General features: G+C 63.5%; 24 protein-coding genes and 9 pseudogenes. 8 read left to right on the forward strand and 25 right to left on the reverse strand.

The window, feature by feature from the left end:
• Positions 1-47: 47 nt before the first annotated feature.
• Positions 48-188, reverse strand: coding sequence for a hypothetical protein (locus HQ393_RS16990; protein WP_156143128.1), 141 nt, complete (start codon positions 186-188; stop codon positions 48-50).
• A gap of 44 nt (positions 189-232) precedes the next feature.
• Between HQ393_RS16990 and HQ393_RS16995 the strand changes: the two genes are divergently transcribed.
• From HQ393_RS16995 to HQ393_RS17005, 3 genes are all read left to right on the forward strand, one after another.
• Positions 233-481, forward strand: coding sequence for a type II toxin-antitoxin system YafQ family toxin (locus HQ393_RS16995; protein WP_012585400.1), 249 nt, complete (start codon positions 233-235; stop codon positions 479-481).
• A 128-nt stretch (positions 482-609) separates the two neighbouring features.
• Entirely contained in the window at positions 610-1,176 is a 567-nt protein-coding gene (locus tag HQ393_RS17000; protein ID WP_003159185.1) for a recombinase family protein, read from the forward strand.
• 233 nt (positions 1,177-1,409) lie between these two features.
• Positions 1,410-1,652, forward strand: coding sequence for a transposase (locus tag HQ393_RS17005; RefSeq protein ID WP_000844627.1), 243 nt, complete (start codon positions 1,410-1,412; stop codon positions 1,650-1,652).
• A gap of 31 nt (positions 1,653-1,683) precedes the next feature.
• Here the strand turns inward: HQ393_RS17005 and tetR(A) (HQ393_RS17010) are convergent, their stop codons facing one another.
• On the reverse strand, positions 1,684-2,334 hold the full coding sequence (gene tetR(A), locus HQ393_RS17010) for a tetracycline resistance transcriptional repressor TetR(A) (protein WP_000164043.1): 651 nt from the start codon (positions 2,332-2,334) through the stop codon (positions 1,684-1,686).
• Between the two features lie 105 nt (positions 2,335-2,439).
• On the opposite strand from tetR(A) (HQ393_RS17010), the gene tet(A) (HQ393_RS17015) reads away from it, so the two are divergent.
• Positions 2,440-3,639 carry a tetracycline efflux MFS transporter Tet(A) gene (tet(A), locus tag HQ393_RS17015; RefSeq protein ID WP_000804064.1) on the forward strand — a complete coding sequence of 400 codons (1,200 nt, stop codon included), beginning with the start codon at positions 2,440-2,442 and terminating at the stop codon, positions 3,637-3,639.
• Here tet(A) (HQ393_RS17015) and HQ393_RS17020 read toward each other — a convergent pair.
• From HQ393_RS17020 to HQ393_RS17090, 16 genes and pseudogenes are all read right to left on the reverse strand, one after another.
• Positions 3,570-4,037, reverse strand: a complete 468-nt coding sequence (locus HQ393_RS17020; protein WP_223155915.1) for a GNAT family N-acetyltransferase — start codon at positions 4,035-4,037, stop codon at positions 3,570-3,572. The two genes, tet(A) (HQ393_RS17015) and HQ393_RS17020, sit on opposite strands and share 70 nt — an antisense overlap.
• A 72-nt stretch (positions 4,038-4,109) precedes the next feature.
• Positions 4,110-4,182, reverse strand: a pseudogene (locus HQ393_RS17810) (TetR family transcriptional regulator); the annotation flags it as partial.
• Positions 4,183-4,201: 19 nt separating this feature from the next.
• Positions 4,202-4,822: pseudogene (trfA, locus tag HQ393_RS17025) on the reverse strand (plasmid replication initiator TrfA); the annotation flags it as partial.
• A 39-nt stretch (positions 4,823-4,861) separates the two neighbouring features.
• Positions 4,862-5,428 (reverse strand): recombinase family protein, encoded by a 567-nt coding sequence (locus HQ393_RS17030; protein ID WP_003159185.1) that lies wholly within the window; start codon positions 5,426-5,428, stop codon positions 4,862-4,864.
• Between the two features lie 128 nt (positions 5,429-5,556).
• Positions 5,557-5,805, reverse strand: a complete 249-nt coding sequence (locus tag HQ393_RS17035; protein ID WP_012585400.1) for a type II toxin-antitoxin system YafQ family toxin — start codon at positions 5,803-5,805, stop codon at positions 5,557-5,559.
• Between the two features lie 85 nt (positions 5,806-5,890).
• Positions 5,891-6,814 (reverse strand): RepB family DNA primase, encoded by a 924-nt coding sequence (locus HQ393_RS17815; RefSeq protein WP_008168803.1) that lies wholly within the window; start codon positions 6,812-6,814, stop codon positions 5,891-5,893.
• Complete coding sequence (locus HQ393_RS17820; RefSeq protein ID WP_008168805.1) at positions 6,811-7,311, reverse strand: IncQ-type mobilization protein MobB; 501 nt, start codon at positions 7,309-7,311, stop codon at positions 6,811-6,813. Before HQ393_RS17820 ends, HQ393_RS17815 begins: the two co-directional genes overlap by 4 nt.
• A gap of 328 nt (positions 7,312-7,639) precedes the next feature.
• A pseudogene (locus HQ393_RS18175) lies at positions 7,640-8,053 on the reverse strand (relaxase/mobilization nuclease domain-containing protein); the annotation flags it as partial.
• Positions 8,050-8,436, reverse strand: a complete 387-nt coding sequence (locus HQ393_RS17055; protein ID WP_008168810.1) for a plasmid mobilization protein — start codon at positions 8,434-8,436, stop codon at positions 8,050-8,052. The gene HQ393_RS17055 and the pseudogene HQ393_RS18175, both read right to left, overlap by 4 nt.
• A gap of 145 nt (positions 8,437-8,581) precedes the next feature.
• Complete coding sequence (locus HQ393_RS17060; protein WP_008168811.1) at positions 8,582-9,475, reverse strand: DNA-binding protein; 894 nt, start codon at positions 9,473-9,475, stop codon at positions 8,582-8,584.
• 515 nt (positions 9,476-9,990) lie between these two features.
• A complete protein-coding gene (locus HQ393_RS17065; RefSeq protein ID WP_023277449.1) occupies positions 9,991-10,290 on the reverse strand; it encodes a hypothetical protein in 300 nt (99 codons plus the stop codon).
• 216 nt (positions 10,291-10,506) lie between these two features.
• Entirely contained in the window at positions 10,507-11,913 is a 1,407-nt protein-coding gene (locus tag HQ393_RS17070) for a helix-turn-helix domain-containing protein (protein ID WP_052183938.1), read from the reverse strand.
• 165 nt (positions 11,914-12,078) lie between these two features.
• Complete coding sequence (gene parC, locus HQ393_RS17075; protein ID WP_011270177.1) at positions 12,079-12,465, reverse strand: ParC family partition-associated protein; 387 nt, start codon at positions 12,463-12,465, stop codon at positions 12,079-12,081.
• A gap of 33 nt (positions 12,466-12,498) precedes the next feature.
• On the reverse strand, positions 12,499-12,720 hold the full coding sequence (locus tag HQ393_RS17080; RefSeq protein ID WP_011178357.1) for a plasmid partition protein ParG: 222 nt from the start codon (positions 12,718-12,720) through the stop codon (positions 12,499-12,501).
• 21 nt (positions 12,721-12,741) lie between these two features.
• Complete coding sequence (gene parA / locus HQ393_RS17085; RefSeq protein WP_008166580.1) at positions 12,742-13,380, reverse strand: ParA family partition ATPase; 639 nt, start codon at positions 13,378-13,380, stop codon at positions 12,742-12,744.
• A 154-nt stretch (positions 13,381-13,534) separates the two neighbouring features.
• A complete protein-coding gene (locus HQ393_RS17090; RefSeq protein ID WP_156143128.1) occupies positions 13,535-13,675 on the reverse strand; it encodes a hypothetical protein in 141 nt (46 codons plus the stop codon).
• A gap of 44 nt (positions 13,676-13,719) precedes the next feature.
• Here HQ393_RS17090 and HQ393_RS17095 point away from each other — a divergent pair, with 44 nt between their 5' ends.
• The 3 genes from HQ393_RS17095 to HQ393_RS17105 all read left to right on the forward strand — a co-directional run bounded on the left by HQ393_RS17095 (position 13,720) and on the right by HQ393_RS17105 (position 15,139).
• On the forward strand, positions 13,720-13,968 hold the full coding sequence (locus HQ393_RS17095) for a type II toxin-antitoxin system YafQ family toxin (RefSeq protein WP_012585400.1): 249 nt from the start codon (positions 13,720-13,722) through the stop codon (positions 13,966-13,968).
• Between the two features lie 128 nt (positions 13,969-14,096).
• Positions 14,097-14,663, forward strand: coding sequence for a recombinase family protein (locus HQ393_RS17100; RefSeq protein WP_003159185.1), 567 nt, complete (start codon positions 14,097-14,099; stop codon positions 14,661-14,663).
• Positions 14,664-14,896: 233 nt separating this feature from the next.
• Complete coding sequence (locus HQ393_RS17105; protein WP_000844627.1) at positions 14,897-15,139, forward strand: transposase; 243 nt, start codon at positions 14,897-14,899, stop codon at positions 15,137-15,139.
• Between the two features lie 31 nt (positions 15,140-15,170).
• Here the strand turns inward: HQ393_RS17105 and tetR(A) (HQ393_RS17110) are convergent, their stop codons facing one another.
• On the reverse strand, positions 15,171-15,821 hold the full coding sequence (tetR(A), locus tag HQ393_RS17110; RefSeq protein WP_000164043.1) for a tetracycline resistance transcriptional repressor TetR(A): 651 nt from the start codon (positions 15,819-15,821) through the stop codon (positions 15,171-15,173).
• Between the two features lie 104 nt (positions 15,822-15,925).
• On the opposite strand from tetR(A) (HQ393_RS17110), the pseudogene tet(A) (HQ393_RS17115) reads away from it, so the two are divergent.
• Positions 15,926-17,118 (forward strand): annotated as a pseudogene (tet(A), locus tag HQ393_RS17115) (tetracycline efflux MFS transporter Tet(A)).
• Positions 17,119-17,171: 53 nt separating this feature from the next.
• Here the strand turns inward: tet(A) (HQ393_RS17115) and HQ393_RS17830 are convergent.
• The 6 genes and pseudogenes from HQ393_RS17830 to HQ393_RS17145 all read right to left on the reverse strand — a co-directional run.
• Positions 17,172-17,426, reverse strand: a pseudogene (locus HQ393_RS17830) (GNAT family N-acetyltransferase); the annotation flags it as partial.
• A gap of 162 nt (positions 17,427-17,588) precedes the next feature.
• Positions 17,589-17,661: pseudogene (locus HQ393_RS17125) on the reverse strand (TetR family transcriptional regulator); the annotation flags it as partial.
• A gap of 19 nt (positions 17,662-17,680) precedes the next feature.
• A pseudogene (gene trfA / locus HQ393_RS17130) lies at positions 17,681-18,300 on the reverse strand (plasmid replication initiator TrfA); the annotation flags it as partial.
• Positions 18,301-18,339: 39 nt separating this feature from the next.
• Positions 18,340-18,907: pseudogene (locus HQ393_RS17135) on the reverse strand (recombinase family protein).
• A 128-nt stretch (positions 18,908-19,035) separates the two neighbouring features.
• Positions 19,036-19,283, reverse strand: a pseudogene (locus tag HQ393_RS17140) (type II toxin-antitoxin system YafQ family toxin).
• A 92-nt stretch (positions 19,284-19,375) separates the two neighbouring features.
• The coding region (locus HQ393_RS17145) for a hypothetical protein (RefSeq protein WP_438833128.1) at positions 19,376-19,786 on the reverse strand (411 nt) is incomplete at its 5' end.

Consider the following 19,786-nt stretch of genomic DNA (forward strand, 5'->3'; position numbering starts at 1 on the left):
AAAAAACCCCGCACGCGGCGGGGTTCGGTGGCAGGGCAGGGGAGGGCTTAGGCGGCCTGGTGGATCTCGTCGGCCACCTGTCGGCACATGGCCAGCATGTCGAGCGTGCCCGCTGCGATGGCCTCAAGGGTCGCATCATCCAGCGCCTGCACGATGCTGGTAGCCCGGCGCTCAAGCTCCTGTGTCATTTTCAGAAGACGACTGCACCAGACAACGCGGTTTGAAGGCTGTTGTGCAGTCGTCTATTGAACGAACAGTATCAGGAGTCCGCTGCACGAATGATGACCTCAAGCCGGTTCTGGTCGCGCTGGCGACCGATCAGCCCCTGGATGTGCGATACCGCGACCACGATCTTTCCGGCGATTGGGCGGGCTACCGCGAATGCCACATCAAGCCCGACCTGCTGCTGATCTACCGCAAGTCCGACGCCGACACCCTGCGACTGGCGCGGCTTGGCTCCCATAGCGAGCTGTTCGGCTGATGCCAGTCGCCTTGTCCGCCAAACGATCATTAGTCGGCCATGCCGGACACTGTCCAGCAAAGTTATTGCACAACGGGTTGTCGGACATTAAGATAGGCGGACGGAATGACGGACAAGAGAGGCGGCAAATGGCACTGATCGGCTATGCGCGGGTATCGACGGCGGAACAGGACACCGCCTTGCAGACGGATGCGCTACGCAAGGCAGGCTGCGAGCGCGTTTTCGAGGACACGGCTTCCGGGGCCAAGGCCGACCGCCCCGGCTTGGCTGATGCGCTGGCCTACCTGCGCGACGGCGACGTGCTGGCCGTCTGGCGGCTGGATCGGCTCGGGCGCTCTATGCCGCACCTAATCGAAACGATAGGCGCGCTGGAAGCGCGAGGCGTCGGCTTCCGTTCTCTGACGGAAGCCATCGACACCACCACGCCAGGCGGGCGGCTCATCTTCCACGTGTTCGGCGCGCTGGGCCAGTTCGAGCGCGACTTGATCCGCGAGCGCACCAAGGCCGGGTTGACTGCCGCCGCCGCTCGTGGGAGGAAGGGCGGGCGAAAGCCGGTTGTCACCGCCGACAAGTTGCAGCGAGCGCGGGAGCACATCGCCAACGGGCTTAATGTCCGAGAGGCCGCTACACGGCTCAAGGTGAGCAAGACGGCCCTGTACACCGCGCTGCAATCCACCAGTGCAGCCGACTCCTGATATTCCGTGCAGTCGTCTTCTGAAAATGACACGCTGGAAGCCCCGTAGCGACGCGGAGAGGGGCGAGACAAGCCAAGGGCGCAGGCTCGATGCGCAGCACGACATAGCCGGTTCTCGCAAGGACGAGAATTTCCCTGCGGTGCCCCTCAAGTGTCAATGAAAGTTTCCAACGCGAGCCATTCGCGAGAGCCTTGAGTCCACGCTAGATCTATCTCATCTGCGCAAGGCAGAACGTGAAGACGGCCGCCCTGGACCTCGCCCGCGAGCGCCAGGCGCACGAGGCCGGCGCGCGGACCCGCGCCACGGCCCACGAGCGGACGCCGCAGCAGGAGCGCCAGAAGGCCGCCAGAGAGGCCGAGCGCGGCCGTGAGGCTTGGACGCTAGGGCAGGGCATGAAAAAGCCCGTAGCGGGCTGCTACGGGCGTCTGACGCGGTGGAAAGGGGGAGGGGATGTTGTCTACATGGCTCTGCTGTAGTGAGTGGGTTGCGCTCCGGCAGCGGTCCTGATCAATCGTCACCCTTTCTCGGTCCTTCAACGTTCCTGACAACGAGCCTCCTTTTCGCCAATCCATCGACAATCACCGCGAGTCCCTGCTCGAACGCTGCGTCCGGACCGGCTTCGTCGAAGGCGTCTATCGCGGCCCGCAACAGCGGCGAGAGCGGAGCCTGTTCAACGGTGCCGCCGCGCTCGCCGGCATCGCTGTCGCCGGCCTGCTCCTCAAGCACGGCCCCAACAGTGAAGTAGCTGATTGTCATCAGCGCATTGACGGCGTCCCCGGCCGAAAAACCCGCCTCGCAGAGGAAGCGAAGCTGCGCGTCGGCCGTTTCCATCTGCGGTGCGCCCGGTCGCGTGCCGGCATGGATGCGCGCGCCATCGCGGTAGGCGAGCAGCGCCTGCCTGAAGCTGCGGGCATTCCCGATCAGAAATGAGCGCCAGTCGTCGTCGGCTCTCGGCACCGAATGCGTATGATTCTCCGCCAGCATGGCTTCGGCCAGTGCGTCGAGCAGCGCCCGCTTGTTCCTGAAGTGCCAGTAAAGCGCCGGCTGCTGAACCCCCAACCGTTCCGCCAGTTTGCGTGTCGTCAGACCGTCTACGCCGACCTCGTTCAACAGGTCCAGGGCGGCACGGATCACTGTATTCGGCTGCAACTTTGTCATGCTTGACAATTTATCACTGATAAACATAATATGTCCACCAACTTATCAGTGATAAAGAATCCGCGCGTTCAATCGGACCAGCGGAGGCTGGTCCGGAGGCCAGACGTGAAACCCAACAGACCCCTGATCGTAATTCTGAGCACTGTCGCGCTCGACGCTGTCGGCATCGGCCTGATTATGCCGGTGCTGCCGGGCCTCCTGCGCGATCTGGTTCACTCGAACGACGTCACCGCCCACTATGGCATTCTGCTGGCGCTGTATGCGTTGATGCAATTTGCCTGCGCACCTGTGCTGGGCGCGCTGTCGGATCGTTTCGGGCGGCGGCCGGTCTTGCTCGTCTCGCTGGCCGGCGCTGCTGTCGACTACGCCATCATGGCGACGGCGCCTTTCCTTTGGGTTCTCTATATCGGGCGGATCGTGGCCGGCATCACCGGGGCGACTGGGGCGGTAGCCGGCGCTTATATTGCCGATATCACTGATGGCGATGAGCGCGCGCGGCACTTCGGCTTCATGAGCGCCTGTTTCGGGTTCGGGATGGTCGCGGGACCTGTGCTCGGTGGGCTGATGGGCGGTTTCTCCCCCCACGCTCCGTTCTTCGCCGCGGCAGCCTTGAACGGCCTCAATTTCCTGACGGGCTGTTTCCTTTTGCCGGAGTCGCACAAAGGCGAACGCCGGCCGTTACGCCGGGAGGCTCTCAACCCGCTCGCTTCGTTCCGGTGGGCCCGGGGCATGACCGTCGTCGCCGCCCTGATGGCGGTCTTCTTCATCATGCAACTTGTCGGACAGGTGCCGGCCGCGCTTTGGGTCATTTTCGGCGAGGATCGCTTTCACTGGGACGCGACCACGATCGGCATTTCGCTTGCCGCATTTGGCATTCTGCATTCACTCGCCCAGGCAATGATCACCGGCCCTGTAGCCGCCCGGCTCGGCGAAAGGCGGGCACTCATGCTCGGAATGATTGCCGACGGCACAGGCTACATCCTGCTTGCCTTCGCGACACGGGGATGGATGGCGTTCCCGATCATGGTCCTGCTTGCTTCGGGTGGCATCGGAATGCCGGCGCTGCAAGCAATGTTGTCCAGGCAGGTGGATGAGGAACGTCAGGGGCAGCTGCAAGGCTCACTGGCGGCGCTCACCAGCCTGACCTCGATCGTCGGACCCCTCCTCTTCACGGCGATCTATGCGGCTTCTATAACAACGTGGAACGGGTGGGCATGGATTGCAGGCGCTGCCCTCTACTTGCTCTGCCTGCCGGCGCTGCGTCGCGGGCTTTGGAGCGGCGCAGGGCAACGAGCCGATCGCTGATAGAGGTTTATAGCGGCTTCGTTCCCTTCCGCAACCGTCAGCATGATCTGCTCCACATGCTCGCGGCCATAGTCTATCACCGCCCGCAGCAGCATACCGGCGACCCCTCGGCCTCGCTGTTCGGGCTCCACGAAAACGCCGGACAGATGCGCCTTGTGAGCGTCCTTGGGGCCGTCCTCCTGTTTGAAGACCGACAGCCCAATGATCTCGCCGTCGATGTAGGCGCCGAATGCCACGGCATCTCGCAACCGTTCAGCGAACGCCTCCATGGGCTTTTTCTCCTCGTGCTCGTAAACGGACCCGAACATCTCTGGAGCTTTCTTCAGGGCCGACAATCGGATCTCGCGGAAATCCTGCACGTCGGCCGCTCCAAGCCGTCGAATCTGAGCCTTAATCACAATTGTCAATTTTAATCCTCTGTTTATCGGCAGTTCGTAGAGCGCGCCGTGCGTCCCGAGCGATACTGAGCGAAGCAAGTGCGTCGAGCAGTGCCCGCTTGTTCCTGAAATGCCAGTAAAGCGCTGGCTGCTGAACCCCCAGCCGGAACTGACCCCACAAGGCCCTAGCGTTTGCAATGCACCAGGTCATCATTGACCCAGGCGTGTTCCACCAGGCCGCTGCCTCGCAACTCTTCGCAGGCTTCGCCGACCTGCTCGCGCCACTTCTTCACGCGGGTGGAATCCGATCCGCACATGAGGCGGAAGGTTTCCAGCTTGAGCGGGTACGGCTCCCGGTGCGAGCTGAAATAGTCGAACATCCGTCGGGCCGTCGGCGACAGCTTGCGGTACTTCTCCCATATGAATTTCGTGTAGTGGTCGCCAGCAAACAGCACGACGATTTCCTCGTCGATCAGGACCTGGCAACGGGACGTTTTCTTGCCACGGTCCAGGACGCGGAAGCGGTGCAGCAGCGACACCGATTCCAGGTGCCCAACGCGGTCGGACGTGAAGCCCATCGCCGTCGCCTGTAGGCGCGACAGGCATTCCTCGGCCTTCGTGTAATACCGGCCATTGATCGACCAGCCCAGGTCCTGGCAAAGCTCGTAGAACGTGAAGGTGATCGGCTCGCCGATAGGGGTGCGCTTCGCGTACTCCAACACCTGCTGCCACACCAGTTCGTCATCGTCGGCCCGCAGCTCGACGCCGGTGTAGGTGATCTTCACGTCCTTGTTGACGTGGAAAATGACCTTGTTGTCATTTTCAGAAGACGACTGCACGGAATATCAGGAGTCGGCTGCACTGGTGGATTGCAGCGCGGTGTACAGGGCCGTCTTGCTCACCTTGAGCCGTGTAGCGGCCTCTCGGACATTAAGCCCGTTGGCGATGTGCTCCCGCGCTCGCTGCAACTTGTCGGCGGTGACAACCGGCTTTCGCCCGCCCTTCCTCCCACGAGCGGCGGCGGCAGTCAACCCGGCCTTGGTGCGCTCGCGGATCAAGTCGCGCTCGAACTGGCCCAGCGCGCCGAACACGTGGAAGATGAGCCGCCCGCCTGGCGTGGTGGTGTCGATGGCTTCCGTCAGAGAACGGAAGCCGACGCCTCGCGCTTCCAGCGCGCCTATCGTTTCGATTAGGTGCGGCATAGAGCGCCCGAGCCGATCCAGCCGCCAGACGGCCAGCACGTCGCCGTCGCGCAGGTAGGCCAGCGCATCAGCCAAGCCGGGGCGGTCGGCCTTGGCCCCGGAAGCCGTGTCCTCGAAAACGCGCTCGCAGCCTGCCTTGCGTAGCGCATCCGTCTGCAAGGCGGTGTCCTGTTCCGCCGTCGATACCCGCGCATAGCCGATCAGTGCCATTTGCCGCCTCTCTTGTCCGTCATTCCGTCCGCCTATCTTAATGTCCGACAACCCGTTGTGCAATAACTTTGCTGGACAGTGTCCGGCATGGCCGACTAATGATCGTTTGGCGGACAAGGCGACTGGCATCAGCCGAACAGCTCGCTATGGGAGCCAAGCCGCGCCAGTCGCAGGGTGTCGGCGTCGGACTTGCGGTAGATCAGCAGCAGGTCGGGCTTGATGTGGCATTCGCGGTAGCCCGCCCAATCGCCGGAAAGATCGTGGTCGCGGTATCGCACATCCAGGGGCTGATCGGTCGCCAGCGCGACCAGAACCGGCTTGAGGTCATCATTCGTGCAGCGGACTCCTGATACTGTTCGTTCAATAGACGACTGCACAACAGCCTTCAAACCGCGTTGTCTGGTGCAGTCGTCTTCTGAAAATGACAACAGCCCCCACGCCCTGCTGGGCTGGGGGAAAGTCTCAACGGATCATGCCGGGGCCGTCCCGGTCGCGGCTGCGCTGTGCTTGCCGCTCTCGCTCCTGCTCCTGCTCCTGCCGGTGGGCCTGCACCTCTGGCGCTGCCCACGCATTGGCCGCCGTGCGCCGGGCGTAGTCCTCGACGTGGCCCGCCTTGCGGCTCTCAACGTGCGGGGAGCATTCCAGGATGCCCTTCTCGATGTCCTGCGCCGTGAAGCGCCCGGATTTCGCCATGTCCGTGGCAATCATCCAGTCCAGCCGGGAGAAGTCGGCTTCCTTGCCGTACCGCTGCATCAGGCGCTGCGCCTGCCGCTGGTACTCCTTCACCGGGTCGTATTGCGAGCCATAGCCGCCCGGCTTGGCCGTTTCCAGCGCCTCTAGGCGCTTTTCCCGCTCTTGCTGGGCCGCTGCCCTGTCTAGGTGCTGCTCGATGCGTTCTAGGTACGATGGCGCGGATCTGGCGGCCTTGCCGGGGCAGTCGTGGGCCAGTACGTAGGGCTGGCGACCGTCACGGGCGTGCTGCGGCTTCTGGTTGGTGAAGCCTGCCAGCCGCCCATAGTGGCGACTGTCGCCGCCGTACTGCTTCGCCAGCCCCTGCGCCGCGATGCGCCGCACGTCTGCGGATAACGGTTTATCCGACAGCTTGACCCACGCCTGATAGTTGCCGGGGCTGGTTTCGATGGTCGCAGCGGGGGCGAATCCTTCCGCCTTCATGCGCTCCAGAGCCTGCGGCTTGAGGTCATCGACCAGCACTAGGCCATGCTCGCCAGCCGGGCGGATATACACGTCGTTGCCTTTGGCGTTCATCCGCTTGAGCCACGCGGCGGACTGCTCCAGCTCGGCGCGGCTCCATTCCCGGTTCATCATCTGGCCGGTCTTAGCCTCCCGGATGCCCACCTCGAAGCGCGGCACGTCCAGCGCCGTCACCTGCCTCTGGATGGCTTCAAGGCTTCGATCACGGCGGGTTTCAGGTACTCCGCCACCGCTTGCGCGTCCAGCATGTTCTGCACCTTGGGCGGGGCCAGCCAAAGCCAAAAGCCGCTCACGAGCGCCGCCGTAACCAACCCCGTTACCACGGCTAGGCCGTAGTGCCTCCACTCCATCCGCTGCCCGGCTTGGTTCAGGCTCTCGGCGGCTTGGCTCGCTGCAGCTACCGCGTCCTTGTAGCCCTTCACCGACTCCGATAGCTGGCGCGTGAACGTCTCGCCCTGCTCCCGGCTCTTGCGGTCGATCTCGGCCAGCGTCTGCCGGGTCTCGTCGGCCAGCGCCGCCATTGCTTGGGCCAGCGGCTCCAGCGTCGCGGCCAAGTCCTCCGCGCTCTGGTGCTTGGCCTGCCTCACTGTCTCGATCTGGCTCGCCAAACGCTCTAGCCGCGTCTCGTTCGATGCTGCGGCGGACTGCCGCAAAGTCTCTGTCTTGCTCATAGCTGATGCCCCTTTTCTGGATGCCTGCGGCGGTGTAGCCCTTCCCTAAGTCGCTGCCCTTCATGGTCACGCCGTCCAGCCGGTACGACAGACCGGACAGCTTCGCGCCGTTGAGCTGGGCCACCGGCACCACCTCCACGCCTGCCGCCTCCAGTCGCTCCTGGTACTCGCTGAAGCTGCGGCAATCCCTGGCGCACGCGTCACAAATCTGCTGGAGCTGCTGCCGGGCGCTGGGCTGGCCGGTGCGGGCGTGCTGCTCGATCTCGCCCTTGGTCGGCGCTTTGCGCTCGGCCTCGATGCTCGGGGCCACCCGTTGCAGGCCGTAATCCCGTTCGATCTCTCGCATGATGGTTTCCTGCCGCTTGTAGTCCTGCCCGTCGCTGACCACCTCGCCGGCGTGGGTGATGCGGTTCGCCAAGATGTGGATGTGCTCGTGCTCGGTGTCGGTGTGCCGGGTGATGACGAACTGGTTGTCCTTGAAGCCCATCCCGCGCAAATAACGCTGCCCGACTTCCCGCCACTGCTCATCCGTAAGCTTTTCGCCGGGGGCGGCGGATAGCGAAACATGCATAACTGCCTTGCCCAAGTTCGGGCGAAGCTTGCGAATCTCGCCAAATTCTGCGGCGAGTTCTCGCGGGTTTTGCCCGGCCATGTTGCTATCAATGACGCGGCCCTTCTCTTTCGTGAGGTCGTATTCCAGCGCCCCACGGAAGCCGCGGCCCTTGACCATCTTGGCAATCATTCGCCGCCACCCGCGCCAATGAGGGCCAGCCGAAGCCGCCCGACTTCACCGGCCAGCCGCTGCAAAAGCGCGTCGGCAACGGTGACGGGGCGGCCTTCGTTCGCCAGCCGGGTTAGCTGGTTGAGGTTGGCCGCGAGTCTCGCCAGTTCGGCGTACTGCTCGCGGTTGATGGGCGGGACTGGTGGCGACGGTAGGCGTCGGGATAGCGCCGCTTCCCGCAGCCACTGTGCCGGGGTCATGCCCATCTGATCGGCCTTGGCCCGGAGTGCGGCGTATTCCTCCGCCGACACCCGGACGCCAATGGTCGAGGCGCGCACGGCGGAGGGGTCGCCCTTGGGGCGGCCTCCTCTGCCTTTGCGCGGTGGGGTTGTTTCTGCCGTCATGAACGAGCCTCCAACGAGTGAATGCGGCGGGCGGTGCCGACCGAAGGGAGCGCCGCCGGGGTGCAGGGGCGCAGCCCATGCCAAGCCGTTTGAGCGAAGCGAAAACATGGCTTGCTTCTAACCAACTACGCCACCGATAACCACATCATACGCCAGTCGATGCGGGGGGAAAAACGGCGGGGACAGGATCTGCCTTCCGCAGCGCCTCAAGCTGCCCGGCAAGTCGTGCGGCCTGCTCGCGGGCCTCTGCTGCCACCTTGCGAGCCTCGTCACGCTCGGCCTGCGCCTGCCGGGTTTCCTGCGCTGCTGCGGCGCGGGCGGTGTCGTGGGCCTGTGCAGCCTTGGCGGCCTGCTGCTCGATCTGCTCGGCGCGGGCCTCTGCGCGGCTCACACGGTCGGCGCACGCCTCCAGCTTGGCGGCCAGCACGGCGGCCTGTTGTTCGGCGGCGGTGCGGCCCTGCTGTGCCTCGGCCAATGCGGCGCGTAGGCGCACAAGCTCGGCGGCCTGCTCGCTCACGCGCTCGGCCTGCGCCTCGATCTTGTGCCGGGCGGTTGCCACCTCCAGCCGCGCAGACTCTGCCGCCTGCTGCTCGCGCTCGATGCGCTGCTGCGCCTCGGCCAAGTCGGCGGCCTGCTGGGCGGCTTTGCCTGCCAGCGTGTCGCGCTCAGTGGTCAGCACGGCCACCTGCTCGGCCAGCTCGTCGCGTTCGTCTTCCAGCACCTCGCCAGCGGCGGCCAGTTCGGCGGCCTCCGCCTGCGCCTGCACCAGACGGCCCTCGATCTCGCCGCGTGCCCGCGATGCGGCCCGCTCGATCTCGGCGGCAATGGCAGCGGTCAGCGCCTGCGGCAGTTCCGGCGCAGCGGCGGCGGCCACCGGGCGAGCCTCACGCCACGCGGCCAGATGCTTGTGGATGGTGTTCGGGCTGCCGGTGTCGCCCAACCGCTCCCGCACCGCCCGGATGGTCGGCTGCTGACCCTCGCCTGCCAGCGCATCAGCGACGGCGGCGACCTGCTCAAAAGTGATGCCCTGACGTGCCATGATCGTTGCTCCTTTCGTACCGTATCGGTGTAAATCGTATCAATACAGATATGATACGCAATACAGATACGATACGCAAGCGGTTTTCGTAACGTACCGCTGCCCGGTCGGCTGCTCGTTTTTGGTGAAACACCGTGCTGACGCCTCGCCTTCGGCTCGTTGTCGGCCAGCCGTCGAACGAAAAGCGGAGCTTTCCGCCCGCCGCCCGGCTCCGGCCAGAAACGGGCCTACAGCGCGTTTTGAGAAGGTAAGAAAGGGGGCAGGCAGGGCCACGTCGAGAAAACGCCGCCACGGGCCGCCTACTAGTGGAGAGGGGGTCAAGCGAACCGTGGAATAAAGGGGGTAGCCCGTAGGGGGGCACCGTTGATGCCGCGAAAGTCGCTTGATGCCCTCGGAGCGCCCCAGCCTGAGCGAGTGGGGGCAGGACGAAGGGCGAAGACCGCCACCCTGCCCCCCGAGCCTCACGGCGGCGAGTGGCCCCCGGCAGGGCCGCCGGAGGCATCTTGCAAACACGATCAAGGCGACAGCCGTTTGACCGCATCCACAAATGACAATCTGAACAGGTGCATGGCCAGGTCGATGGCACCGCCGCCCTGCTCTTTCCGCGTGTCGTACCACTTCGGCCCGGTCGCCAGTAGCTCAACACCGCCGCCACCAATGGACACATTCAGCCGCACCGTAGCCTTGTCCTTCACCGGCACAAAGCCAGGATCACGTTTCCAGTACAGGCCCAGCCGGTCTAGCGTTTCCTGCACCGTCATTGCCCGCAACGAATCCAGCAGCGCGGGCGGAAAGGATCGACGGGCGCGACTCATGACAGCCACCCGAGGAACTGGACGAGGGGGCCGCGCCGTTCAGGCGCTATTCAAAGGCAGGCGCTATTCAAAGGCAGGCGCTATTCAAAGGCAGGCGCTATTCAAAGGCAGGCGCTATTCAAAGGCAGGCGCTATTCAAAGGCAGGCGCTATTCAAAGGCAGGCGCTATTCAAAGGCAGGCGCTATTCAAAGGCAGGCGCTATTCAAAGGCAGGCGCTATTCAAAGGCAGGCGCTACGCGCCGGGCGTAGGCTTCGCCATTAGTAATACGCATGGACTTGGGACACTCTCCCGGCTCTGCGATGTAGCGCCCGGCAGCGGTCTTGCTAATGCCCATCTGTGCAGCAATGGCCCGCACGCTCAGACCCTGCGCCTTGAGGGCCAAAGCCTGCGCCTGCTTGGCGCTGGCTGCTTCCAGATAGGAAGCACGATCGACAGCCCCAGCGGCACGTCTGCGGGCTTTCTCGCGCTCGCTGTGGCGCTCTGCGGCCATGTCCCGGCTGATGAGCGTGCGCAGCTTGCGCTGCTCGTCGTCGGTGATGTGAAACAGGCTGATAAGCGTGTCGTTCTTGGGCGTGTAGAGCGGCGCAAACTGCTTGCCGCCGAACTCCACCTTTTCCCCGGCTTCGTGGGCCTTGGCCTTGGCGTACAGCGTCATAAGCTCGGCGCTGCGGTAGTTCCACCGTGGGTCAAGCTCACGGGCCAGCGCGGCGGCCTCGTGGTACATCTGGCCGGTGTGCGTCGCACCTGACAGCAGCAGGAAATTCAGCCGCCAAAACAGGTGCTGCATCCGCTCACCCTCGGCCACGCCGCCGCGCAGCGCGGCCAGCGTGCGCAAGTCCTCCAGGCGATCCCACGCCAGTTGCCGCCCGTTGAGCGTGCGCAGGTTGCCGGTTTGGCCGCCCGGCAGCAGCTTGAACTGGCGACGGTCGGCGCGGGCCTTGCGGTCGGCCTCGATGTCCCAGCGGGCCACCGGCAGCAGCGCCTCGGCCAGATACTCGAAGTTGTACCGGATCGGCTCGCCGTCCGGGCCTAGCTCAACGTGGATGACGCGGCAAACCTCGCCGCTCTTGCTGTTCACCGTATTGACCAGCCGGAGCACGCGGCTTGCATCCTTGGCCGCTGGATCAGCGCCCAGCCCGGCCAGACGGTCGATCAGGTAACGCTGGCAGGCATTCCAGCGTGGCAGCGCCTGACGCGGCAAGGTGCCATCCAGCAGCCACTTTGCTTGCACGCCACGGCCAGAGAAAACGAGGATCGACGGCGGCGGCACGCCTTCGTCGTAGCAGCGGAACATGACAGCGGCGGCCAGTTGCTCGGGGCTGCGCCCCTGCGCCCACGGCTCGCGGTAGGTGTCCAGATCGGCGAACAGCAAGCCGATGCGGGCCAAGTTGACCACGCGGCGATTGGGCTTGATGAACTCAGCCTGAGACAGCCAGGTATCCCGGCTGTGGTCGAGCATGGAGAGCACCACGGGCATCTGTGACAGCCGGTAACTGTCCTGCTTCTTGCCGCTGCCCTCGCCCGTCGCCATGAGCAACGAGAAAAAGCCCTGCCGGGCTGTGTCGTGATAGCAACCCGCCTCATCGGCTGGGCTGAAAAGTCGTAGCTGTGCTTGCCCCATAACCCTCTTTCCGCTTGTGCGGCAAGAGGTAGGGCGCTACAATGCAGACCATAGTTTGGGTGTTTCTGGTCGTCTGCATCGGTCACGCCTTGGGGTTCCAAACAGTGCCACCTGCTAGGTTCCCACCTCTTGCCAAGCCCCGCTGCCACGCGGGGCTTTGCTTTTTCATCCATCTGAACTCCGCTCCTTCGCTTCCAAAGTTCGCGGAATCCAGCCTTTTGCATTCGCCGTCCAGTGCAGCACGCCATGCTGCCGCAGCACTGCCGCCGCGCCATCGAAAGAGCGAAAAAACCGGATGCCTCCCCGGTACTGGCCGAGAATGCGCCGCTCGTTGCCAACGTGCAGCACGATCACCAGCCCGCGCTCTGTGTTCTCGATGACAGCGCCCTTGATCTCATGCGGTGCGTTCTTCGCAAACGCCTTGAAATGAGAGGGCGGCAGTACCTCCAGACTCAACGGTTCCATTTCAACCATCACTTTATACCCCACGCGCCGTATTTCATCAACATTATTAAATTTCGCCAAATCAAAAATGTATGGACTATAGTCCATGCTTTTGACCCGTCCAGCCGGTTAAGTGATTACTCAATCACTCTTTTCATCAAGTGAGCGCACCAGTTCGCGCAGAATGTCCGTGATGCTGCGCCCGGTCTTGGCGGCGTAAATCTTCAGCTTCGTGTGCTCGGCCCGGTCGAGGTCGAAATTCACCCGGACGGTGGCGGCCTTGTCGGCAAGGTCGGACAAGGTAGGGCCAGCCTTCGCGGCGCTCGGGCGGCCTGCTTTCATGCCAAGTTTCCCGCTACTCATTTTCACCTACTCCTTAATTACTCAAATGGTGCAATTGAGGAAACGGCGCACTTCCTCAGCCAGCGCCCGGATTTCCTCGGCGGCCTCGCTCGTCGGCTCTTGGTCAATGGCCGTGGTGCCGCTGGCCGCGCTGCTCGGGTAGATGACGCGCTGCGTGATGCGCGTTTGCAGGATCGGCAGGCCGTACCCGGCCAGCGCCTCGGAGACTTCCGCACCAATCTTGGTGCCCTTGATCGCACGGGACACCACGAAAGCCGCTTTTAGCTTGCCGTCGGTCAGCTCGATGCGCTGCTTGACCAAATCCACGAGGTCAGAGGTTGCCCAAATGTCGTAGGGCGACGGCTGCACCGGGATCAGCACACAATCGGCGGCCTTCATTGCCGACACGGCCAAGTCATGAGCCTGCGGCGCTCCGTCGATCACAACAAAGTCTTTCCGGGCCACGCTCTTTAGATCGCGCTCGATGGTGGGCCGGTCGATGCCAACCACGGGCACGGGTTGATCCTCGCGGACGGCGGCCCAATCGCGGGCGCTGCCCTGCGGGTCAGAATCAACCAGCAACACGTCTGCGCCGTCGAGTTGCAGGGCGCGGGCAAGGTGGGTGGCGATGGTGGTTTTACCCGCCCCGCCCTTCTGGTTCAGTACAGCAATGACTTGCATATGCGCTCCTTGAGCTATTGAGCGTTTGAGGAAAAAAGGAATTACTCAAGCGCAGTATAGCATATTGAGGATTTGAGTAAATGCACCTTTTGAGGGTTTGAAGTCATAAAAAACCCCGCACGCGGCGGGGTTCGGTGGCAGGGCAGGGGAGGGCTTAGGCGGCCTGGTGGATCTCGTCGGCCACCTGTCGGCACATGGCCAGCATGTCGAGCGTGCCCGCTGCGATGGCCTCAAGGGTCGCATCATCCAGCGCCTGCACGATGCTGGTAGCCCGGCGCTCAAGCTCCTGTGTCATTTTCAGAAGACGACTGCACCAGACAACGCGGTTTGAAGGCTGTTGTGCAGTCGTCTATTGAACGAACAGTATCAGGAGTCCGCTGCACGAATGATGACCTCAAGCCGGTTCTGGTCGCGCTGGCGACCGATCAGCCCCTGGATGTGCGATACCGCGACCACGATCTTTCCGGCGATTGGGCGGGCTACCGCGAATGCCACATCAAGCCCGACCTGCTGCTGATCTACCGCAAGTCCGACGCCGACACCCTGCGACTGGCGCGGCTTGGCTCCCATAGCGAGCTGTTCGGCTGATGCCAGTCGCCTTGTCCGCCAAACGATCATTAGTCGGCCATGCCGGACACTGTCCAGCAAAGTTATTGCACAACGGGTTGTCGGACATTAAGATAGGCGGACGGAATGACGGACAAGAGAGGCGGCAAATGGCACTGATCGGCTATGCGCGGGTATCGACGGCGGAACAGGACACCGCCTTGCAGACGGATGCGCTACGCAAGGCAGGCTGCGAGCGCGTTTTCGAGGACACGGCTTCCGGGGCCAAGGCCGACCGCCCCGGCTTGGCTGATGCGCTGGCCTACCTGCGCGACGGCGACGTGCTGGCCGTCTGGCGGCTGGATCGGCTCGGGCGCTCTATGCCGCACCTAATCGAAACGATAGGCGCGCTGGAAGCGCGAGGCGTCGGCTTCCGTTCTCTGACGGAAGCCATCGACACCACCACGCCAGGCGGGCGGCTCATCTTCCACGTGTTCGGCGCGCTGGGCCAGTTCGAGCGCGACTTGATCCGCGAGCGCACCAAGGCCGGGTTGACTGCCGCCGCCGCTCGTGGGAGGAAGGGCGGGCGAAAGCCGGTTGTCACCGCCGACAAGTTGCAGCGAGCGCGGGAGCACATCGCCAACGGGCTTAATGTCCGAGAGGCCGCTACACGGCTCAAGGTGAGCAAGACGGCCCTGTACACCGCGCTGCAATCCACCAGTGCAGCCGACTCCTGATATTCCGTGCAGTCGTCTTCTGAAAATGACACGCTGGAAGCCCCGTAGCGACGCGGAGAGGGGCGAGACAAGCCAAGGGCGCAGGCTCGATGCGCAGCACGACATAGCCGGTTCTCGCAAGGACGAGAATTTCCCTGCGGTGCCCCTCAAGTGTCAATGAAAGTTTCCAACGCGAGCCATTCGCGAGAGCCTTGAGTCCACGCTAGATCTATCTCATCTGCGCAAGGCAGAACGTGAAGACGGCCGCCCTGGACCTCGCCCGCGAGCGCCAGGCGCACGAGGCCGGCGCGCGGACCCGCGCCACGGCCCACGAGCGGACGCCGCAGCAGGAGCGCCAGAAGGCCGCCAGAGAGGCCGAGCGCGGCCGTGAGGCTTGGACGCTAGGGCAGGGCATGAAAAAGCCCGTAGCGGGCTGCTACGGGCGTCTGACGCGGTGGAAAGGGGGAGGGGATGTTGTCTACATGGCTCTGCTGTAGTGAGTGGGTTGCGCTCCGGCAGCGGTCCTGATCAATCGTCACCCTTTCTCGGTCCTTCAACGTTCCTGACAACGAGCCTCCTTTTCGCCAATCCATCGACAATCACCGCGAGTCCCTGCTCGAACGCTGCGTCCGGACCGGCTTCGTCGAAGGCGTCTATCGCGGCCCGCAACAGCGGCGAGAGCGGAGCCTGTTCAACGGTGCCGCCGCGCTCGCCGGCATCGCTGTCGCCGGCCTGCTCCTCAAGCACGGCCCCAACAGTGAAGTAGCTGATTGTCATCAGCGCATTGACGGCGTCCCCGGCCGAAAAACCCGCCTCGCAGAGGAAGCGAAGCTGCGCGTCGGCCGTTTCCATCTGCGGTGCGCCCGGTCGCGTGCCGGCATGGATGCGCGCGCCATCGCGGTAGGCGAGCAGCGCCTGCCTGAAGCTGCGGGCATTCCCGATCAGAAATGAGCGCCAGTCGTCGTCGGCTCTCGGCACCGAATGCGTATGATTCTCCGCCAGCATGGCTTCGGCCAGTGCGTCGAGCAGCGCCCGCTTGTTCCTGAAGTGCCAGTAAAGCGCCGGCTGCTGAACCCCCAACCGTTCCGCCAGTTTGCGTGTCGTCAGACCGTCTACGCCGACCTCGTTCAACAGGTCCAGGGCGGCACGGATCACTGTATTCGGCTGCAACTTTGTCATGCTTGACAATTTATCACTGATAACATAATATGTCCACCAACTTATCAGTGATAAAGAATCCGCGCGTTCAATCGGACCAGCGGAGGCTGGTCCGGAGGCCAGACGTGAAACCCAACAGACCCCTGATCGTAATTCTGAGCACTGTCGCGCTCGACGCTGTCGGCATCGGCCTGATTATGCCGGTGCTGCCGGGCCTCCTGCGCGATCTGGTTCACTCGAACGACGTCACCGCCCACTATGGCATTCTGCTGGCGCTGTATGCGTTGATGCAATTGCCTGCGCACCTGTGCTGGGCGCGCTGTCGGATCGTTTCGGGCGGCGGCCGGTCTTGCTCGTCTCGCTGGCCGGCGCTGCTGTCGACTACGCCATCATGGCGACGGCGCCTTTCCTTTGGGTTCTCTATATCGGGCGGATCGTGGCCGGCATCACCGGGGCGACTGGGGCGGTAGCCGGCGCTTATATTGCCGATATCACTGATGGCGATGAGCGCGCCGGCACTTCGCTTCATGAGCGCCTGTTTCGGGTTCGGGATGGTCGCGGGACCTGTGCTCGGTGGGCTGATGGGCGGTTTCTCCCCCACGCTCCGTTCTTCGCCGCGGCAGCCTTGAACGGCCTCAATTTCCTGACGGGCTGTTTCCTTTTGCCGGAGTCGCACAAAGGCGAAACGCCGGCCGTTACGCCGGGAGGCTCTCAACCCGCTCGCTTCGTTCCGGTGGGCCCGGGGCATGACCGTCGTCGCCGCCCTGATGGCGGTCTTCTTCATCATGCAACTTGTCGGACAGGTGCCGGCCGCGCTTTGGGTCATTTTCGCGAGGATCGCTTTCACTGGGACGCGACCACGATCGGCATTTCGCTTGCCGCATTTGGCATTCTGCATTCACTCGCCAGGCAATGATCACCGGCCCTGTAGCCGCCCGGCTCGGCGAAAGGCGGGCACTCATGCTCGGAATGATTGCCGACGGCACAGGCTACATCCTGCTTGCCTTCGCGACACGGGGATGGATGGCGTTCCCGATCATGGTCCTGCTTGCTTCGGGTGGCATCGGAATGCCGGCGCTGCAAGCAATGTTGTCCAGGCAGGTGGATGAGGAACGTCAGGGGCAGCTGCAAGGCTCACTGGCGGCGCTCACCAGCCTGACCTCGATCGTCGGACCCTCCTCTTCACGGCGATCTATGCGGCTTCTATAACAACGTGGAACGGGTGGGCATGGATGCAGGCGCTGCCCCTCTACTTGCTCTGCCTGCCGGGCTGCGTCGCGGGCTTTGGAGCGGCGCAGGGCAACGAGCCGATCGCTGATAGAGGTTTATAGCGGCTTCGTTCCCTTCCGCAACCGTCAGCATGATCTGCTCCACATGCTCGCGGCCATAGTCTATCACCGCCCGCAGCAGCATACCGGCGACCCCTCGGCCTCGCTGTTCGGGCTCCACGAAAACGCCGGACAGATGCGCCTTGTGAGCGTCCTTGGGGCCGTCCTCCTGTTTGAAGACCGACAGCCCAATGATCTCGCCGTCGATGTAGGCGCCGAATGCCACGGCATCTCGCAACCGTTCAGCGAACGCCTCCATGGGCTTTTTCTCCTCGTGCTCGTAAACGGACCCGAACATCTCTGGAGCTTTCTTCAGGGCCGACAATCGGATCTCGCGGAAATCCTGCACGTCGGCCGCTCCAAGCCGTCGAATCTGAGCCTTAATCACAATTGTCAATTTTAATCCTCTGTTTATCGGCAGTTCGTAGAGCGCGCCGTGCGTCCCGAGCGATACTGAGCGAAGCAAGTGCGTCGAGCAGTGCCCGCTTGTTCCTGAAATGCCAGTAAAGCGCTGGCTGCTGAACCCCCAGCCGGAACTGACCCCACAAGGCCCTAGCGTTTGCAATGCACCAGGTCATCATTGACCCAGGCGTGTTCCACCAGGCCGCTGCCTCGCAACTCTTCGCAGGCTTCGCCGACCTGCTCGCGCCACTTCTTCACGCGGGTGGAATCCGATCCGCACATGAGGCGGAAGGTTTCCAGCTTGAGCGGGTACGGCTCCCGGTGCGAGCTGAAATAGTCGAACATCCGTCGGGCCGTCGGCGACAGCTTGCGGTACTTCTCCCATATGATTTCGTGTAGTGGTCGCCAGCAAACAGCACGACGATTTCCTCGTCGATCAGGACCTGGCAACGGGACGTTTTCTTGCCACGGTCCAGGACGCGGAAGCGGTGCAGCAGCGACACCGATTCCAGGTGCCCAACGCGGTCGGACGTGAAGCCCATCGCCGTCGCCTGTAGGCGCGACAGGCATTCCTCGGCCTTCGTGTAATACCGGCCATTGATCGACCAGCCCAGGTCCTGGCAAAGCTCGTAGAACGTGAAGGTGATCGGCTCGCCGATAGGGGTGCGCTTCGCGTACTCCAACACCTGCTGCCACACCAGTTCGTCATCGTCGGCCCGCAGCTCGACGCCGGTGTAGGTGATCTTCACGTCCTTGTTGACGTGGAAAATGACCTTGTTGTCATTTTCAGAAGACGACTGCACGGAATATCAGGAGTCGGCTGCACTGGTGGATTGCAGCGCGGTGTACAGGGCCGTCTTGCTCACCTTGAGCCGTGTAGCGGCCTCTCGGACATTAAGCCCGTTGGCGATGTGCTCCCGCGCTCGCTGCAACTTGTCGGCGGTGACAACCGGCTTTCGCCCGCCCTTCCTCCCACGAGCGGGCGGCGGCAGTCAACCCGGCCTTGGTGCGCTCGCGGATCAAGTCGCGCTCGAACTGGCCCAGCGCGCCGAACACGTGGAAGATGAGCCGCCCGCCTGGCGTGGTGGTGTCGATGGCTTCCGTCAGAGAACGGAAGCCGACGCCTCGCGCTTCCAGCGCGCCTATCGTTTCGATTAGGTGCGGCATAGAGCGCCCGAGCCGATCCAGCCGCCAGACGGCCAGCACGTCGCCGTCGCGCAGGTAGGCCAGCGCATCAGCCAAGCCGGGGCGGTCGGCCTTGGCCCCGGAAGCCGTGTCCTCGAAAACGCGCTCGCAGCCTGCCTTGCGTAGCGCATCCGTCTGCAAGGCGGTGTCCTGTTCCGCCGTCGATACCCGCGCATAGCCGATCAGTGCCATTTGCCGCCTCTCTTGTCCGTCATTCCGTCCGCCTATCTTAATGTCCGACAACCCGTTGTGCAATAACTTTGCTGGACAGTGTCCGGCATGGCCGACTAATGATCGTTTGGCGGACAAGGCGACTGGCATCAGCCGAACAGCTCGCTATGGAGCCAAGCCGCGCCAGTCGCAGGGTGTCGGCGTCGGACTTGCGGTAGATCAGCAGCAGGTCGGGCTTGATGTGGCATTCGCGGTAGCCCGCCCAATCGCCGGAAAGATCGTGGTCGCGGTATCGCACATCCAGGGGCTGATCGGTCGCCAGCGCGACCAGAACCGGCTTGAGGTCATCATTCGTGCAGCGGACTCCTGATACTGTTCGTTCAATAGACGACTGCACAACAGCCTTCAAACCGCGTTGTCTGGTGCAGTCGTCTTCTGAAAATGACAACAGCCCCCACGCCCTGCTGGGCTGGGGAAAGTCTCAACGGATCATGCCGGGGCGTCCCGGTCGCGGCTGCGCTGTGCTTGCCGCTCTCGCTCCTGCTCCTGCTCCTGCCGGTGGGCCTGCACCTCTGGCGCTGCCCACGCATTGGCCGCCGTGCGCCGGGCGTAGTCCTCGACGTGGCCCGCCTTGCGGCTCTCAACGTGCGGGGAGCATTCCAGGATGCCCTTCTCGATGTCCTGCGCCGTGAAGCGCCCGGATTTCGCCATGTCCGTGGCAATCATCCAGTCCAGCCGGGAGAAGTCGGCTTCCTTGCCGTACCGCTGCATCAGGCGCTGCGCCTGCCGCTGGTACTCCTTCACCGGGTCGTATTGCGAGCCATAGCCGCCCGGCTTGGCCGTTTCCAGCGCCTCTAGGCGCTTTTCCCGCTCTTGCTGGGCCGCTGCCCTGTCTAGGTG

This window comes from Chitinibacter bivalviorum, from assembly GCF_013403565.1.
Classification (GTDB): domain Bacteria; phylum Pseudomonadota; class Gammaproteobacteria; order Burkholderiales; family Chitinibacteraceae; genus Chitinibacter; species Chitinibacter bivalviorum.